General features: G+C 50.6%; 14 protein-coding genes. 4 read left to right on the top strand and 10 right to left on the bottom strand.

What is annotated here, in order from left to right:
- From BM030_RS03950 to BM030_RS03940, 3 genes are all read right to left on the bottom strand, one after another.
- On the bottom strand, positions 1-918 hold the full coding sequence (locus tag BM030_RS03950; protein WP_090971377.1) for an SDR family oxidoreductase: 918 nt from the start codon (positions 916-918) through the stop codon (positions 1-3).
- A gap of 33 nt (positions 919-951) precedes the next feature.
- A complete protein-coding gene (locus BM030_RS03945; RefSeq protein ID WP_090971374.1) occupies positions 952-1,905 on the bottom strand; it encodes a M20/M25/M40 family metallo-hydrolase in 954 nt (317 codons plus the stop codon).
- 61 nt (positions 1,906-1,966) lie between these two features.
- Positions 1,967-2,971, bottom strand: a complete 1,005-nt coding sequence (locus BM030_RS03940; protein WP_090971372.1) for a glycoside hydrolase family 43 protein — start codon at positions 2,969-2,971, stop codon at positions 1,967-1,969.
- A 140-nt stretch (positions 2,972-3,111) separates the two neighbouring features.
- Between BM030_RS03940 and gnd the strand changes: the two genes are divergently transcribed.
- Complete coding sequence (gnd, locus tag BM030_RS03935) at positions 3,112-4,566, top strand: decarboxylating NADP(+)-dependent phosphogluconate dehydrogenase (protein WP_090971370.1); 1,455 nt, start codon at positions 3,112-3,114, stop codon at positions 4,564-4,566.
- Positions 4,567-4,643: 77 nt separating this feature from the next.
- Here gnd and BM030_RS03930 read toward each other — a convergent pair whose 3' ends face one another.
- From BM030_RS03930 to BM030_RS03915, 4 genes are all read right to left on the bottom strand, one after another.
- Positions 4,644-5,294, bottom strand: coding sequence for a lipoprotein signal peptidase (locus tag BM030_RS03930; protein WP_090971368.1), 651 nt, complete (start codon positions 5,292-5,294; stop codon positions 4,644-4,646).
- Between the two features lie 6 nt (positions 5,295-5,300).
- Entirely contained in the window at positions 5,301-5,687 is a 387-nt protein-coding gene (locus BM030_RS03925; RefSeq protein ID WP_090971366.1) for a TraR/DksA family transcriptional regulator, read from the bottom strand.
- Between the two features lie 4 nt (positions 5,688-5,691).
- Positions 5,692-9,105 carry an isoleucine--tRNA ligase gene (gene ileS, locus BM030_RS03920; RefSeq protein ID WP_090971364.1) on the bottom strand — a complete coding sequence of 1,138 codons (3,414 nt, stop codon included), beginning with the start codon at positions 9,103-9,105 and terminating at the stop codon, positions 5,692-5,694.
- A gap of 185 nt (positions 9,106-9,290) precedes the next feature.
- On the bottom strand, positions 9,291-9,638 hold the full coding sequence (locus tag BM030_RS03915) for a HesB/IscA family protein (RefSeq protein WP_090971362.1): 348 nt from the start codon (positions 9,636-9,638) through the stop codon (positions 9,291-9,293).
- Between the two features lie 103 nt (positions 9,639-9,741).
- Here BM030_RS03915 and BM030_RS03910 point away from each other — a divergent pair, with 103 nt between their 5' ends.
- The 3 genes from BM030_RS03910 (at position 9,742) to BM030_RS03900 (ending at position 12,439) form a co-directional block, all read left to right on the top strand.
- Complete coding sequence (locus tag BM030_RS03910; protein ID WP_244518659.1) at positions 9,742-10,278, top strand: DUF7935 family protein; 537 nt, start codon at positions 9,742-9,744, stop codon at positions 10,276-10,278.
- A 63-nt stretch (positions 10,279-10,341) separates the two neighbouring features.
- Positions 10,342-11,613 (top strand): serine hydroxymethyltransferase, encoded by a 1,272-nt coding sequence (gene glyA / locus BM030_RS03905; RefSeq protein ID WP_090971361.1) that lies wholly within the window; start codon positions 10,342-10,344, stop codon positions 11,611-11,613.
- Positions 11,614-11,851: 238 nt separating this feature from the next.
- Complete coding sequence (locus tag BM030_RS03900) at positions 11,852-12,439, top strand: RNA polymerase sigma factor (RefSeq protein ID WP_090971359.1); 588 nt, start codon at positions 11,852-11,854, stop codon at positions 12,437-12,439.
- Between the two features lie 2 nt (positions 12,440-12,441).
- Here BM030_RS03900 and BM030_RS03895 read toward each other — a convergent pair whose 3' ends face one another.
- The 3 genes from BM030_RS03895 to BM030_RS03885 all read right to left on the bottom strand — a co-directional run bounded on the left by BM030_RS03895 (position 12,442) and on the right by BM030_RS03885 (position 15,325).
- Complete coding sequence (locus BM030_RS03895) at positions 12,442-13,050, bottom strand: 2'-5' RNA ligase family protein (protein ID WP_090971357.1); 609 nt, start codon at positions 13,048-13,050, stop codon at positions 12,442-12,444.
- A gap of 109 nt (positions 13,051-13,159) precedes the next feature.
- Entirely contained in the window at positions 13,160-13,705 is a 546-nt protein-coding gene (locus BM030_RS03890; RefSeq protein WP_090971355.1) for a GNAT family N-acetyltransferase, read from the bottom strand.
- Positions 13,706-13,993: 288 nt separating this feature from the next.
- A complete protein-coding gene (locus tag BM030_RS03885) occupies positions 13,994-15,325 on the bottom strand; it encodes a retropepsin-like aspartic protease (protein ID WP_211657526.1) in 1,332 nt (443 codons plus the stop codon).
- Positions 15,326-15,374 lie beyond the last annotated feature (49 nt).

The following is a 15,374-nucleotide window of genomic DNA, read 5'->3' as shown; positions in this document are numbered from 1 at the left end:
TTATTTTTTGGTTTTTAACTGTGCGTCCACCATGGCCAGTCCGTCGGAAAAGCTGTGCGGCTCATAACCCAATACGGATATGGCCTTATCCAGGATAAATCCTGTACGTTTGGGGCGGGGGGCGGCCTGGTTTAGCGTGGAAGAGCTTACTTCTTGGATGAGCGATTTATCAAGCCCCCAGAAATCGGCCACGGCGGCTACTAACTCGTGGATGGCGAACATGTCTTTACCGGAAATATGGTAAATGCCCTGGGCGGCCCGGGTAACGGCGAGTAAACATGCCCGGGCCAGATCTTCGGCCAATGTAGGCATGCGCCATTGGTCGTTCACCACATGGAGCGGCTGACCTTTTTCCAATGCTCCCTTGGCCCATAAAACAATATTGCTGCGGCTCATGTCGGCTACCACACCATATACCAGTATGGTGCGGAGGACAGCCCATTTGCAAGCGGAACGTTGGATGATCTGCTCGGCATCCAGCTTGCTCTGGCCGTAGAGGCTCAACGGATTGGGCCGGGCATCTTCGGCGTAGGGGCCGTCTTCGCCATCGAAGATGAAATCGGTAGACAGGTGGATCAACTGGCTGCCGAATTCTTCGCATAGCGCCACCAGTTGCGCTACGGCTTCGACGTTCAGTTTCCGGCAGCCTTCGGGGTCGTGTTCGCAAGCGTCTACATTGGTCATGGCCGCTGTATTGATGATGGCATCCGGCCGGTGGCTGGCCACCGCGTGGCGGAGCTGATCGCCATCAAGCATATCCAAATCCAGGTAGGTGTAGCCTGTTTTCACGGGGTGGCGGTTTTCGCCGCGGGAAGAGGCAATCAGTTCAATGTGCGTGCCGGCAAGGACCAAATCCGTGATTTTCTGGCCCAGCAGACCGTTGCTTCCTGTGACGAGTATTTTTTTTGCGGTTGGCATGGGTATAGTAGACATGGTTTTGCGATGTAAGGGTCAGTCCGTTGGGCTGAATGTAAGCTTGCCCTGTTTCATGGCATGTTCAATAAGTTGGATTTCCAGATCAATAATACCGGCCAGGGCCGGATAATTGATTTTATCGGGGTCGTCTCCCGGTCTATGATAGTCGGGGTGCCCGCCGGTATGGAAAAACAATACCGGAATCCCTTTCCGGTAGAAGACATGGTGGTCGGATCCGCCACTTCCGGCGTTGTCCGTAAAAAACTTGGTATCGGTTTCCACGGCACTGAATACTTCCGGCCATGCGGGGCTGGTGCCGTAGCCCCCGATGCCGATTCCTCTTTCCGGATGGTAGCGCCCAATCATGTCCATGTTGAGCATGAAATGAACCTGTTCCAGGGGCAGGGTAGGGTGATCCGTGAAGTGGCGGGATCCCTGTAGCCCAAGCTCTTCGGCAGCGAATGCGATAAAAAGAAAGTTATAGGGTTCCTTGCGGCCGTTCTGGCTGAAATGGCGGGCAAGTTCCAGCAGTCCGGCAACACCGGACGCATTATCATCGGCACCGTTATGGATTTTACCCTGCGGCAGCGAATCCAATGAACCGCCCTGTTGCCCGGTGCCCAAATGGTCGTAATGCGCACCCACAATGATGGTATGGGGGGCGCCGTTATCCAGAAAGCCGATGATGTTGTCGGCTTTGCGTATGCTGTCGGCCACCGTAACCCGCCGTACGGTGGCGGTAAAGGCCTGCCTGTACCCTTCGGTGCCCAACGGCTGGAGCCTGTATTTCTTGAAGTGCTTTTCAATATACCGGGCAGCACGCTCCAGCTCCGGGCTCCCTGCACCGCGGCCTTTCATCTTGTCTGATGCCAGCCGGTGTACATGTTTAAGCACCACCGGCTCTTTGGCATACTGGGCGTGGGCGTACGGGCCGTGAAGAAATACGGTTAACAGTAACAGAAAAAAAACCACTGGTGGTCTAAGATGCATAGCGAGTCGGATATAGCCCGGGCCAAAGATAACCATAGTTTCCGGAATGTATGACCATTGTTTAATGGGACGTTAGTTCGGCATTATGTTGTTCCAACGGGTAACGCACCCCGGTGTGTGTCATCTTTACCGGCAGGATGTAGCCGTTTTCGTCAAAATGCATTTCGTCGACGCAGGTAACCCGTTCATTGGCGCCCGTTTTACCCAGGGGGCGGCGATGGTACACGATGTACCATTGGTCTTTTCCGGGTATCTGGATGACGGAATGATGCCCCGCCCCCGTAGCGATTTCCGGATCCTGTTCAAGGACAGTGGCTATCCGTTTGAACGGCCCGAAGGGAGAGTCTGCAATGGCATAGGCTACTTTGTAGTCGGGGCCGCCCCAGCCGCCTTCAGACCACATGAAATAGTATTTGCCCTCCCGAATGAACATAAACGGCCCTTCCACATAACCTTCGGGAGTTACCTCTTTATAGATTTCACCGTCATCGAACGGTACCAGTCCGGTGAAGTCGTCGTTCAGTTTTACGATATTGCAATGCCGCCAGCCGCCGTAGTACATATAGTAGGTGCCGTCTTTGTCTTTGAAAACGAACTGATCGATGGGCTGTGCACCGTTCACTATTTCGTTGATAAGCGGTTTGCCCAGCAGATCCTTGAACGGGCCTTCGGGCTTATCGGCTACGGCTACGCCGATGCCGCCTATTTCGCCTTCATGCACGTCATTTGCGGCGAAGAAAAAGTAATATTTGCCGTCCTTCTCCAATACGCCGGGCGCCCACATTGCCCGCTTGGCCCATTTCACTTCCGCGGTGTCGATGATACGCGGATGCTTCGTCCAGTTGACCAGATCAGGAGAAGAAAATGCATCAAAAAATACTTGCTCTTCGTACCGTGCGGAGTAGGTGGGGTAAATCCAGAAGCGGTTGCCGTATACGATGCCTTCGGGGTCGGCATACCAGCCGGGGAACACGGGGTTCTGCTGGGCCGCCGCAAGCCGTGGGAAAAATGCGATGCAAAGTATCAGGAGGGCTTTTCCGGGCTGGATATTCAGTGAATTCGTCATCTCAATCGGATTGTTTGGGGCTAAAATACGATTTTTCTTTTTTTTGTCTTTTTTACTGTTGGGTAAAGTATAACTTTGGGGACGCTATCCATAGTTTGATTTATATGGTTATTTTTGTTTAACTACACGAAATATTTTATATGCAAGAAAAATCCGATATAGGCGTCATTGGTATCGCTGTCATGGGGGAAAACCTTATCCTGAACATGGAAAGCAAGGGGTTCCATGTAACGGCTTATAACCGTACGGTGGATAAGGTGGAGCGTTTCGTCAACGGCCGGGCAAAAGGCAAGAATATTTATGGAGCTACCTCAATCGAAGATTTGATCGGTTCGCTGAAGCGGCCGCGGAAAATCATGCTGATGGTGAAAGCGGGGCAGCCGGTAGACGATTTTATTGAATTGCTTATTCCCCACCTTGAGCCGGGAGACATCATCATTGATGGGGGCAACTCCCATTTCCCGGATACGGAACGGCGCGCGAAATATGTGGAAAGCAAAGGGCTGCTGTATGTCGGCACCGGTGTATCGGGGGGCGAAGAGGGCGCATTGCTTGGCCCGTCTATCATGCCGGGGGGCTCAGCGGCGGCATGGCCGGCCGTGAAGCCGATTTTCCAGGGCATAGCCGCCAAGGTAGCGGATGGAACGCCCTGCTGCGACTGGGTAGGCGACGGTGGTGCGGGACATTTCGTTAAGATGGTGCACAACGGCATCGAGTACGGCGATATGCAGTTGATTAACGAAACTTACCACATTATGAAGGAAGTGCTGGGGATGACGCCGGACGAAATGCATGAGGTGTTCAAGGACTGGAACGAAGGCGAACTGGACAGCTACCTGATTGAAATCACACGCGATATCCTTGCTTTTAAGGATGAGGATGGCATGCCGCTGGTGGATAAGATACTGGATACAGCCGGACAGAAGGGAACGGGTAAATGGACGGGAACCGTGGCACTGGAATTGGGTGTGCCGCTCACGCTCATCGCCGAATCGGTGTTTGCCCGCTGCCTCTCGGCACTGAAAGACGAACGGGTAGCCGCATCAAAGGTATTGCAAGGGCCTGTTCCGGTTTTTGAAGGTGACAGAAAAGCGTTTATCGACAACCTGCGGGATGCGTTGTATGCGGCAAAAGTGATTTCCTATGCACAGGGATTCCAGATGATGGCTGTGGCCGCCAAGGAATACGGCTGGGAACTGAACTACGGCAGCATTGCGCTGATGTGGCGTGAGGGCTGTATTATCCGTTCTGCTTTTCTCGGTAAAATCAAAGACGCGTTTGATAAGAACCCCGGTTTGCCGAACCTAATCCTGGATGATTTCTTCCGTGAGAAAATACAGGCTGCGCAGCACGGCTGGCGAAACGTGGTGGCGGCAGCGGTAACCAACGGTATACCTATTCCCTGCCTCAGCGCAGGCCTGATTTATTACGATGGCTACCGTTGCGAGCGTTTGCCGGCCAACCTGTTGCAGGCGCAGCGCGACTACTTTGGTGCGCACACCTATGAACGGATTGATAAACCACGCGGGGAATTTTTCCATACGAATTGGACGGGACGCGGCGGGGAGACCTCTTCCACCACTTACGATGTCTGATAGTAAGGTTGCGACGTAAAAAGCGGGCTGATTCAGGAAAAGTCAGCCCGCTTTTTTGCGTCAGCCTCTTTAGTCTTCTAATCTTCCACCACTTCGCTGTTGTAGCTCTCGGGTTCTACAACTTCCTCCTTGAAATAGCGCTTTTGGTAAATCAGGATAAGGGCCACGCCTACGGTAATGGCCGAATCGGCAATATTGAATACGGGGCGGAAAAAGAGAAAATCTTCACCACCCCAGATGGGGAACCAAGCAGGAAATTCGCCCTTGATGATAGGGAAATACAGCATATCCACTACCTTACCGTGGAGGAAACTGGAATAACCCCCTTCGGCAGGGAAAAGCTTGGCCCGCTCAAACCAGGTGCTTTCGCTGAAGATCATGCCGTAAAACGTGGAATCGATGATGTTACCCAATGCCCCTGCAAATATCAGCGACACGTTAAGGATGAACCCACGGTGGTACTTATGCTTGACCATATAATGCAAGCCGTATCCGATCGCGGTCACCGCAGCGATACGGAACAGCGATAGGGCCAGCTTGCCGGCCTCACCACCGAACTCCAGACCGAACGCCATGCCATTGTTTTCCGTAAAATGGATGATAAACCAGTCGCCCAGGATTTTGTACTCCTGGCCAAGCGTCATGTTGAGTTTGATCCACAGCTTAGACAGCTGATCGATCAAAAGCACGGACACGACTAATATAAAAGGTTTGGTATAGCCTTTCATGGCCCCTTAATATTGTTTCATTTTGGCTTCCATGCTGAGCGTCGTATGCGGAACGGCGCGCAGCCTTTCTTTTGGTATCAACTTACCGGTTTCCCGGCAAATACCATAAGTTTTGTTTTCAATACGGACCAATGCCGCTTCCAGGTTATCGATGAATTTCTTCTGGCGGGCAGCCAGTTGGTTGGTCTGCTCTTTCTCCAGTGTGGCTGATCCATCTTCCAACGTCTTAAAAGTGCCTGCCGTATCGTCAGTGCCGTTGGCATTGCTGGCATTCAATGACTTGGTCAATGCAGACAATTCTTCCTTGGCTATACGGAGTTTTTCCAGGATGATTTCCTTGAATTCTTGCAACTCTGCATCACTATACCGTGTTTTTTCGCTGTTATTTGCCATATTATTACACTTTTTCGATTAGTACGTTCAACTCTTTTTCTGCAATTTCGATGGTATCGCCCTTGTCAAGGCTATCCTCGAATATCAAAGAGTCTGCCAATATCTCGGTGCGAATATAAGATAAATTACATTGTGCCGCCTCGGTAATGTCCGGGACGTTGCTTAAGCTTACCCTGATCCGGTCGGTTACTTCCAGTCCATGTTCCTTGCGGAGGTTCTGGATACGGTTTACCAATTCGCGGGAAATTCCCTCATTTTTCAGCTCGGGGGTGATGTTAATATCCAGCGCTACGGTCAGTTTGCCTAAATTGGCCACCTGCCATCCGGCAACATCTTCGGCGATGATTTCCACGTCGGTCAGCAGCACGGTGTACGGAGTACCCGGCAACTCGATTTGGCCTTGGGTCTCCAGGGTGGCGATGTCGCCCGGCGTAAACGCCTGGATGGCGTTGGCAACCCGTTTCATGTCTTTTCCGACTTTGGGACCGAGGGCCTTGAAATTCGGTTTGATTTTCTTCCGGATAATGCCGGAGGTATCCGTGATAAACTCGATTTCCTTGATGTTGGTTTCAGAAAGAATCAAGTCCTTTACGCGCTCCACCTTATCGCGGAAGCCATTGTCCAGTACGGGGAGCAAGATTTTGTTCAGCGGCTGCCGTACGTTGATGCCGGTCTTCTTGCGGAGCGAGAGCGTAAGCGACGAGATGTCCTGAGCCAAGGCCATCCGTTCTTCGAGGGCGGAGTCTACCAGCGCTTGCTGGTAAGCAGGGAAGTCAGCTAAATGCACCGATTCGGCCTGCTCCCTGCCTGTAACTTCGTTGAGGTCAAGATACAGCCGGTCGCTGAAGAACGGTGCAATGGGCGACATCAGCTTCGCCACGGTGACGAGGCAGGTATACAGCGTCTGGTACGCGGAAATTTTATCATCGGTATAGTCGCCTTTCCAGAAACGCCGCCTGCTTAGCCGCACATACCAGTTGCTCAAATGCTCGTCTACAAACGTCTGGATAGCCCGGGCCGCCTTCGTCGGTTCGAAATCAGCATAATAGCCGTCTACCTCCAGGGTAAGGCTGTTCAGCAAGGAGATGATCCATCGGTCTATTTCCGGACGCATTTCAATGGGCAGATCATCTTCCCGGTAAGAAAATTTATCGATATTGGCATACAGGGCAAAGAACGCGTACGTGTTGTAGAGCGTACCGAAAAACTTGCGCCGCACCTCGTCGAGCCCCTCTTCATTGAATTTCAGGTTATCCCACGGCGCCGCATTGCTGATCATGTACCAACGTGTAGCATCGGCACTGTACTGCTCGATGGTTGCAAACGGATCCACGGCATTGCCCAGTCTTTTGGACATCTTGTTGCCGTTTTTATCCAGTACCAGGCCATTGGATACCACGTTTTTGAAAGCTATCGAATGCCTGAGCATCGTGGAAATGGCATGCAGGGTGAAGAACCAGCCCCGGGTTTGGTCGACTCCTTCCGCAATGAAGTCTGCCGGGTAAGCCCCGTCGAACCCGTCCTTGAACGGCATATCGCTGCCCGCGGCCAGTTTTCCCTTGTCCAGCCCCCATTGGGCAAACGGCATGGCCCCACTATCAAACCAAACGTCGATAAGATCCGGTTCGCGGTAGAGTTTCTGGCCGGCATCGGAAACCAGAACAACATCATCAACGTACGGACGATGCAAGTCCAATGCGTCGGTGCCGAACTTGCTCAAGTATTCCCGGAGCTTATTTTTCTCATCGTCGTTGAGTACATCAGTGGCCAGGCTATGCTCGATACGGCTTTTCAATTCATCGATGGAGCCGATGCAGATTTCCTCGTTTTCATCTTCGCTGCGCCAGATGGGCAGGGGGGTGCCCCAGTAGCGCGAACGCGAAAGGTTCCAGTCGACCAAATTTTCCAGCCAGTTGCCGAAGCGGCCCGTCCCTGTGGCCTCGGGCTTCCAGTTGATGGTTTTATTGAGCGCTACCAACTCATCTTTTACCGCTGTGGTACGAATAAACCAGCTGTTCAGCGGATAATACAGTACGGGCTTGTCCGTCCGCCAGCAATGGGGGTAGCTGTGCTCGTATTTCTTGACTTCGAAAGCCTTGTTTTCTTCTTTCAGCTTGATGGCAATCAATACATCGGTGGGTTTGAAGCCTTCAGCGGCACGCTCCGCTTCGCTGTAAAATTCTTCCTTGACAAAACGGCCACCGAACTCGCCGATTTCTTTTACGAAGCGGCCCTGTTTATCCACGATGGGTACATCCCTTCCGTTTTCGTCCTTTACAAAAACGCCGGGCACATCGTTCTCCTTGCTCACCCGGAAGTCATCGGCGCCGAACGTTGCAGACGAGTGCACAATACCGGTACCATCTTCGGTCGTCACAAAGTCACCGGCAATGACACGGAACGCCTTTTGCTCCAATTCATCATTGGTGACATAAGGAAGCAACTGGTGATAACGGAGGTTCACCAATTCAGCCCCCTGAAACTCGCCCCGGATCTCCCAGGGGATGGTTTTGTCGCCTTGTTGATAGTCTTTCAACGGGATGTCTTGCCCTTCAGGCTTGAAGTACCGGCCTATCAGGTCTTTGGCCAGCACCACACTTACCGGCTCATGCGTATATTGGTTGAACGTGCGGATTTTGACGTACCGGATGTCTTTGCCGACCACCAGCGCGCTGTTTGCCGGTAATGTCCAAGGCGTGGTTGTCCAGGCCAGGAAAGCCGTGTCTTCATGCTCTTCTTCAAAAAGTGCGGGAATGACGGGATGTACCTGATCCTTCCGGATACGGAATTCCGCAACAATGGTGGTATCCTTGATTTGCTTGTAAGTGCCGGGCTGGTTCAGCTCATGCGAACTCAGTCCGGTGCCCGCGGCGGGCGAATACGGCTGGATGGTATAACCTTTGTAAAGCAATCCCTTTTTGTAGAGTTCTTTCAGTATCCACCAGAGCGTTTCAATGTATTCGGTTTCGTAAGTGATGTATGGGTTATCCAAATCAACCCAATACCCCATTTTTTCCGTAAGGTCGTTCCATACATCCGTGTATTTCATCACCTCGCGGCGGCACGCTGCGTTATAGTCGGCCACGGATATGGTCTTGCCGATATCCTCCTTGGTGATGCCCAGGGTTTTTTCAACGGCAAGCTCAATAGGAAGTCCGTGCGTATCCCATCCCCCTTTACGTTTCACCTGATACCCTTTGAGCGTTTTGTAGCGGCAAAAGATATCCTTGATGGCGCGCGCCATCACGTGATGTATGCCCGGCATGCCGTTGGCCGACGGCGGCCCTTCATAGAATGTATAGGGCTTGTCGGCAGGCCGCTGGCTGATGCTTTTTTCAAAAATGTTTTCTGCTTGCCAGCGGGCCAGTATTTCCTTACCGATATCGGATAAATTGAGCTGCTTATATTCCTTGTACATCAATCGTTTGTGCTGAAAAAATGAGGATGCAAAGATAGGGAAATAATGTGAAAGGAAGAAAGGGGGGCTTGCGAGCGGTTTCCTTGCTTGGTTTACAAGGACGTGGGGAACGAGGTGTACGGAACAAGCCCCCGAGCGATTTGCCCGAGGGCATTTCCATAAATCATTACCCGTTATGCCGAAAATTATGCCGAAAACGACGACCCGCAGCCGCAGGTGCTGGTGGCATTGGGATTATTGAAAGTGAAACCGCGCGCATCCAGGCCGTTTTTGAAGTCGATTTCCATTCCGGCAAGGTATAAGCCATGCGCTTTATTCATGAACACCCGGATGCCTTCGATGTCGTATTCGTTATCACCTTCTTTTTTCTGGTCAAACCCCAGAATATAGTTCATTCCGGCACATCCGCCACCTTCAACGCCTATCCGCAATCCGAAATCATCTGCTATTTCCTGCTGTTCTTTGAGCTTTTTGAGCTCCTTGATGGCGCCCGGTGTCAATGTCAGCGGTGCTGTTGATGCAAGCGTTTCCATACCTATCTCCTAAACATTAAATCAATGAATCATACAAAAATAAGTAAAATTCGCCACTTTTGCAGGGGAGTACGGATTTTTACGTTATACAAACATAAGCTAAATGGTATCCATTGACATTATTTCGTTTTTCATAGATGTGCTTAAATACACATTAGCCGGCTGTGCGGTGGTGGGTGTGGCCAACCTGATATTCTGGCCCAAGTACAACAACCAGGTTTTCCGGCTTAAAGTGCTGGACGCCCGGCATGCTTCCCAGAAGGAGGTACTGCCGCTCCGTTTACAGGCTTATGAACGCCTGGTGCTCTTTGTAGAGCGTATTAACCCGTCCAATCTGCTGGTCCGGCTGCACGAACCGGGGCTGAAGGCCGTTGATTTCCAACATATGCTGCTCAATGAAATCCGGGCGGAGTATCAGCATAACATTACGCAGCAGCTTTATGTCAGCGATACGGCATGGGCCGTCACCAAGCAGCTTAAAGACCAAACCATCGCGCTTATCCGCAATGCGGTGGCCGGGCTGCCTGATACGGCCAGCGCAAAGGAACTCAGTACCGTACTCTTAAACCACGTGGCCGCCATGGAAGAAAATCCCTACAGCCTCGCCCTCAAAACCATCAAAAATGAATTGGCGGGTTGAATATTATTTCCAAAGTCATATCTTTGCGCAACTTTTTAACATTCAATTATTTGGTACATCATAATGAAAAGAGACGAAACCATATTTGATTTAATCAACCAGGAACGCAAACGGCAGGAAGAAGGTATTGAGCTGATAGCCTCGGAAAACTTTGTCAGCAAACAGGTGATGGAGGCTGCCGGGTCTGTCCTTACCAATAAATATGCAGAAGGTTTGCCGGGTAAACGTTATTATGGCGGTTGCGAAGTGGTTGATGAGGTGGAAACCATCGCTATTGAGCGCGCAAAAAAGCTCTTCAATGCTGAATGGGTGAATGTACAACCGCATTCTGGCGCCCAGGCCAATGCTGCCGTGTTTCTGGCGTTGCTGCAGCCGGGTGATAAAATCCTTGGTTTCGATCTCTCCCATGGCGGACACCTCACGCACGGTTCTCCCGTTAACTTTTCCGGCAAATTGTACCAGCCCCTATTTTACGGGGTAGATAAGGAAACGGGGCTTATCGACTATAAACAACTGGAAGAAATCGCCCTGCAGGAAAAACCTAAGGTGATTATCTGCGGTGCTTCTGCATATTCCCGGGATTGGGACTACGCTTTCATCCGCAAGGTGGCCGACGAAATCGGCGCCCTGGTGGTGGCCGACATCTCGCACCCGGCGGGCCTTATCGCCCGGGGGCTGCTCAGCGATCCGCTGCCCCATTGCCATGTGGTAACCACCACCACCCATAAAACGTTGCGCGGACCCCGGGGCGGTCTTATCATGGTGGGCAAAGACTTTGAAAACCCATGGGGCATCAAAACCCCGAAAGGCGAAATCCGAAGCATCACGTCGCTGCTGGATCTTGCCGTTTTTCCCGGCACGCAGGGCGGTCCGCTGGAACACATCATCGCGGCCAAAGCCATCGCTTTCGGCGAGGCGCTCAGCGATGACTATATGGAATATATTATCCAGGTCAAGAAAAATGCCGCGGTACTGGCGGAAGCTTTCGTCAAAAAGGATTACAACATCATTTCGGGCGGAACCGATAATCATTTGATGTTGATTGATCTCCGCAATAAAGGAATCAGCGGCAAGGCGGCAGAGGCTGCCCTGGGCAAAGCCGGTATCACCATCAACAAGAACATGGTGCCGTTTGATGACCGCTCACCGTTCGTCACGTCGGGTATCCGCCTGGGTACTGCTGCTATCACCACGCGGGGGCTTAAGGAAGCGCAGATGACAGAGATTGCCGAGATGATCGATGTAGCCCTGATTAAGCACGATGATGACGCTGCGTTGGATAAAATCCACCATAAAGTGAAGGCCCTGATGGCCGAATATCCGTTGTACGGATAATACACCGGAAAGACGATGCCGCCCTGCTTCCCGTGTCGGGAGCAGGGCTTTTTGTTACAATCCTTGTAAAGGAATGCCGTTGAAAACGGAAAATCAACAAACACTTTGATTTTCTGAAAATTTTGCTTTTTTTTGAAAACCTAATTTTACTATTAACAGGAGAACAGCTTATCGAAGATACGACTACACGGAGAGATTACTTATTTTATTGAGAAAGTAAAAACGAGAGTAGCGTATTATGAAGCTTGAACAAAGGACAGACCAGGAACTTGTCCGTCTTTACGTTTCTGGAGATGAGGCAGGTTTAGAGGCGTTGATTGACCGATATAAATCTAAAATATATACATCCATTTATTTGCTGGTGAAGGACGAATATCTTGCTGAAGATATCTTCCAGGATACCTTTATTAAGGTTATCAACACCCTTCGTAGCGGGCGGTATAACGAGGAGGGCAAGTTCTTGCCCTGGGTTGTACGTATCGCGCACAACTTGGTAATAGACTATTACCGTAAAGAGCGGCGCACGCCGGTGGTTGTGAATAGCGATGGCTTTGATATTTTTGACGTGCTTCACTTCGCTGACGAGAGCGCGGAAACGCGCATGATCCGGGAGCAGACCCACAGCGACCTGCGGAAAATGATCCGGCTTTTGCCAGACGATCAAAAGGAAGTGCTTATCATGCGTCACTATGGCGAAATGAGCTTCAAGGAGATAGCTGATGTTACCGAAGTAAGCATCAATACCGCCTTGGGTAGGATGCGTTATGCGCTCAATAACTTGCGGAAGATGATGTATGGTAAGGAGCTGGCCTTAAAAATCGGTTGATATTAGGCAAATAGCTTTCCTTGCGTAAACCGGGGGATTAATCCCAGAAAGTTGAATTTATCCACAACGGAATAGGCGCGCGAACCTACCGGGCGTTTCAGCAGCACCATTTGCCGGGCACGGAATGAGCCGCAGTATCTGGTCCGGTTCCATATGGGCCATATCGTTTCGGTTTGCGTAGGGGTGAGGTTACGGGCAATTGTAACATGGGGCTTGGTAACAAAGTACGGATCGAAGCCTTCCGCACGTAACAGCGATCGGAGTTCGCGGCGCCGCAAGGTTACCAGTTCGCGGATGGGACCGGTGGATTTTACGTCAACAAACAAGGTGTGGCCGAAATTGCCGAATCCCTGTAACGTGATGTCAAACGGCATGATTCCAGCGGCAAGTCGCTGGAATTCGCGGATAATGGGTTTTTCATAACTGTCGTATTGAACGAATTTCATCAGCGTGATGTGCCCTTTTGACACAATGGCATTGGGATAACGGCAGCTTCTGATAAAATACTGCTTGAAAGCTCGTATTTGCTTCTGTACAGGATCAGTGGGTTCAATGATTAGTAGGTATTCGCACAGCTGGAACCCATACATTTGTTGAATTGATGTTTCCATTTGTTTTGCTATTATATTTAGCAAAAATATGAAATCGAATTTTTCATGTCAAGTTAATTTTTAGTTTTTACTAAAAAATTTGGTACAAATTGCGATTCGCCGTTCCAAGTTAGAGGGGCTTAATCCAAATCATCGAACTGTTTGTCTTTCCGGCTACTTTGAATCCCATTTTTTCAGTAAGTCGGATGGCTTTGACGTTGGCTGCGGGGGTTGTGCACTTCAATGCTGTTACGCCATAGTTCTTTTTTACGAAAGGTATAATTAACGAGAAAACCGGCGTCATGAATCCGCGTCGCCGGTATTCAGGAAGCAGGGCGGCATTGAACTCCATTTCGCGGGTTTCTTTGTTCCATCGATGCAGGGCGCATTCACCGATAATCCTGCCGGGATCACTCGCGGAACGGATAGTCCATATCATCTCAAAGACAGAAACGATCCGTTGCGCGAAGCTGCTTGGGGTGTCGGCGGGAATAGGAGTAGTTTTGGCATCGTTCCATGCCACCAGTCGAGTATGGATGTCAAAGAAGGGGGTGGTGTCTGGTTGGCTCAATACCCGTAACACAATCCGGTTGTTGGTAAGGTCAGGTTTTTCCTCATAACCTTCCGTTGCGCTGGACTTGTGTGCGTATAACAGGCGGTCAATAACAAATAGCATGGTTAACTGATTATAGCGGTGCCTTCATTTTCAGCGACGTTATGCCTGCTGTATGGATACCTCGTTCATCCATGCAAACATACGTCCGAAATTCATCAGACGGGATGGGAAGACACGACAATATGCGGGGGAAATGCGACAACTTGCCGTGGAAGCTGTGGGTTAGACAAGCATGGCGCTAAGTCGGCGTGCAGGTCCGGCACACATCAGGTTGTCGATCCAATGCGTCGGTTCTCGTATGTTTTGGGCTGCATGCATCGTAATTACCGGTTAGGTTGGAGGTTTTTTTTATTCGAACCACAAGGAACTTGTTTCAAAGTTTATAGCAAACCCACCGAACAATCCGATGAAATCCTGGCCAAGATTGCCGAATATCCCCCTTTTCTCCGTATACCGTTCGTCTACAATAAGGGCGATATTGTCAAGTTGACCATATTTATCCCCCAGTTCAAGATCGAGCGCGACGTTTTCTACGCCTGTGAATTCCTGAACACCTCCTGCGCCACCGAAGGCGATGCTGGTGATGGTATACAGGGTGTCGATCGCACGCTGGTACTTTTCGTAGAACTTGGGGTATAGATGCGTTGTGCTGGCTCCGCTGTCGAATGAAAACGCTAATGTATCGCCGCCGTGGCGGGCCGCAATTATAGGCATAAGGCCATCGAAATACAAGTTCTGCGGTTGCCCAGCAGTGGGCCTGGCCGGTACGGTGAGGATATTGTCCTTGCTGATCCTAATCTCGCGCAGCGAACGGATTTCCGGAAATCCCAGTATTCCGTAGATATGGTAATCGATTTGAGGAATGGTTAGTGAGTTATCATCGAATACGAGGAAGACCACGTTATGCCAGGTAATGCTGCCCATGTGAATCTGCGGCGCCACAGCTAACCTGCTCTTCACTTGCTCTCCGGTGATGGTACCCACCAGGAAATCGGTCTCCATGATTTTCAATCCCGCTTTTTCCGCTACCGACCGTCTTATAACGGAGAAATTGGCACCGGTATCAAATATGAAGTCCACGGAATCGCTGCCGAATCGTACCGTTGTGTTTTTGAGTCCGGCCTTGTCCAACGTCAACAGCAAACGATGGTCGGTATTAACGGAAGCTTTCACAGCCGGTACCTTCTCAAGTGCCTTCCAAATATTCAGTTCGTTGCGTATATCGGATAACGTCGCGGAGTCCAGGTACGCGGTGTAATTGCCGAGGATTAACCGGCTTACCCGGGCGGCATTCCGGTAGTCGAGCCGTTTGATATAGTTGCTTAGCTGCAACTGCCAAAGTGCAGAACGGGTACTGTCTGTTATCTTTTTCCCGAAGCGTTGTTCGAGTTCTGCAATAGCCGACAGCGACTCGCCCGGTTCATTGAAAAGATTCTTCAATACGCTGCCGTAGTAAAGCTTTTCATATTCCGACAGTCTGCTTTCCAGGCCGTCATAACTGGTTTTCATGCGGAAAAAATCTTTCGCGTGATACAATGAATCAAGTATTTTGCCGTTTTCGGTTGCGGTAGATCCGACAGGAACCGGCCTGCATGAACTGATACACAGGTTCAGTCCAATCAGCGGTAAAACGATGTATTTTCGGATTATTTGGTAACCAAGGATTTGAAGTAGATTCATCACACAAAGAAACATGTTTTCCTGTTGTTTTTACTTGATTTCAATCACA

Source organism: Parapedobacter composti, assembly GCF_900112315.1.
In the GTDB taxonomy this organism is placed as follows: domain Bacteria; phylum Bacteroidota; class Bacteroidia; order Sphingobacteriales; family Sphingobacteriaceae; genus Parapedobacter; species Parapedobacter composti.
The sequence above is the reverse complement of the archived record's forward strand: the minus strand, read 5'-3'. Positions and strand labels throughout refer to the sequence as shown.

Excerpts from the sequence above, each read along its gene's own strand:
- BM030_RS03950 (WP_090971377.1), bottom strand. The coding sequence starts at position 918 with ATGCCAACCGCAAAAAAAATACTCGTCACAGGAAGCAACGGTCTGCTG.
- BM030_RS03945 (WP_090971374.1), bottom strand. The coding sequence starts at position 1,905 with ATGCATCTTAGACCACCAGTGGTTTTTTTTCTGTTACTGTTAACCGTA.
- BM030_RS03940 (WP_090971372.1), bottom strand. The coding sequence starts at position 2,971 with ATGACGAATTCACTGAATATCCAGCCCGGAAAAGCCCTCCTGATACTT.
- gnd (WP_090971370.1), top strand. The coding sequence starts at position 3,112 with ATGCAAGAAAAATCCGATATAGGCGTCATTGGTATCGCTGTCATGGGG.
- BM030_RS03930 (WP_090971368.1), bottom strand. The coding sequence starts at position 5,294 with ATGAAAGGCTATACCAAACCTTTTATATTAGTCGTGTCCGTGCTTTTG.
- BM030_RS03925 (WP_090971366.1), bottom strand. The coding sequence starts at position 5,687 with ATGGCAAATAACAGCGAAAAAACACGGTATAGTGATGCAGAGTTGCAA.
- ileS (WP_090971364.1), bottom strand. The coding sequence starts at position 9,105 with ATGTACAAGGAATATAAGCAGCTCAATTTATCCGATATCGGTAAGGAA.
- BM030_RS03915 (WP_090971362.1), bottom strand. The coding sequence starts at position 9,638 with ATGGAAACGCTTGCATCAACAGCACCGCTGACATTGACACCGGGCGCC.
- BM030_RS03910 (WP_244518659.1), top strand. The coding sequence starts at position 9,742 with ATGGTATCCATTGACATTATTTCGTTTTTCATAGATGTGCTTAAATAC.
- glyA (WP_090971361.1), top strand. The coding sequence starts at position 10,342 with ATGAAAAGAGACGAAACCATATTTGATTTAATCAACCAGGAACGCAAA.
- BM030_RS03900 (WP_090971359.1), top strand. The coding sequence starts at position 11,852 with ATGAAGCTTGAACAAAGGACAGACCAGGAACTTGTCCGTCTTTACGTT.
- BM030_RS03895 (WP_090971357.1), bottom strand. The coding sequence starts at position 13,050 with ATGGAAACATCAATTCAACAAATGTATGGGTTCCAGCTGTGCGAATAC.
- BM030_RS03890 (WP_090971355.1), bottom strand. The coding sequence starts at position 13,705 with ATGCTATTTGTTATTGACCGCCTGTTATACGCACACAAGTCCAGCGCA.
- BM030_RS03885 (WP_211657526.1), bottom strand. The coding sequence starts at position 15,325 with ATGAATCTACTTCAAATCCTTGGTTACCAAATAATCCGAAAATACATC.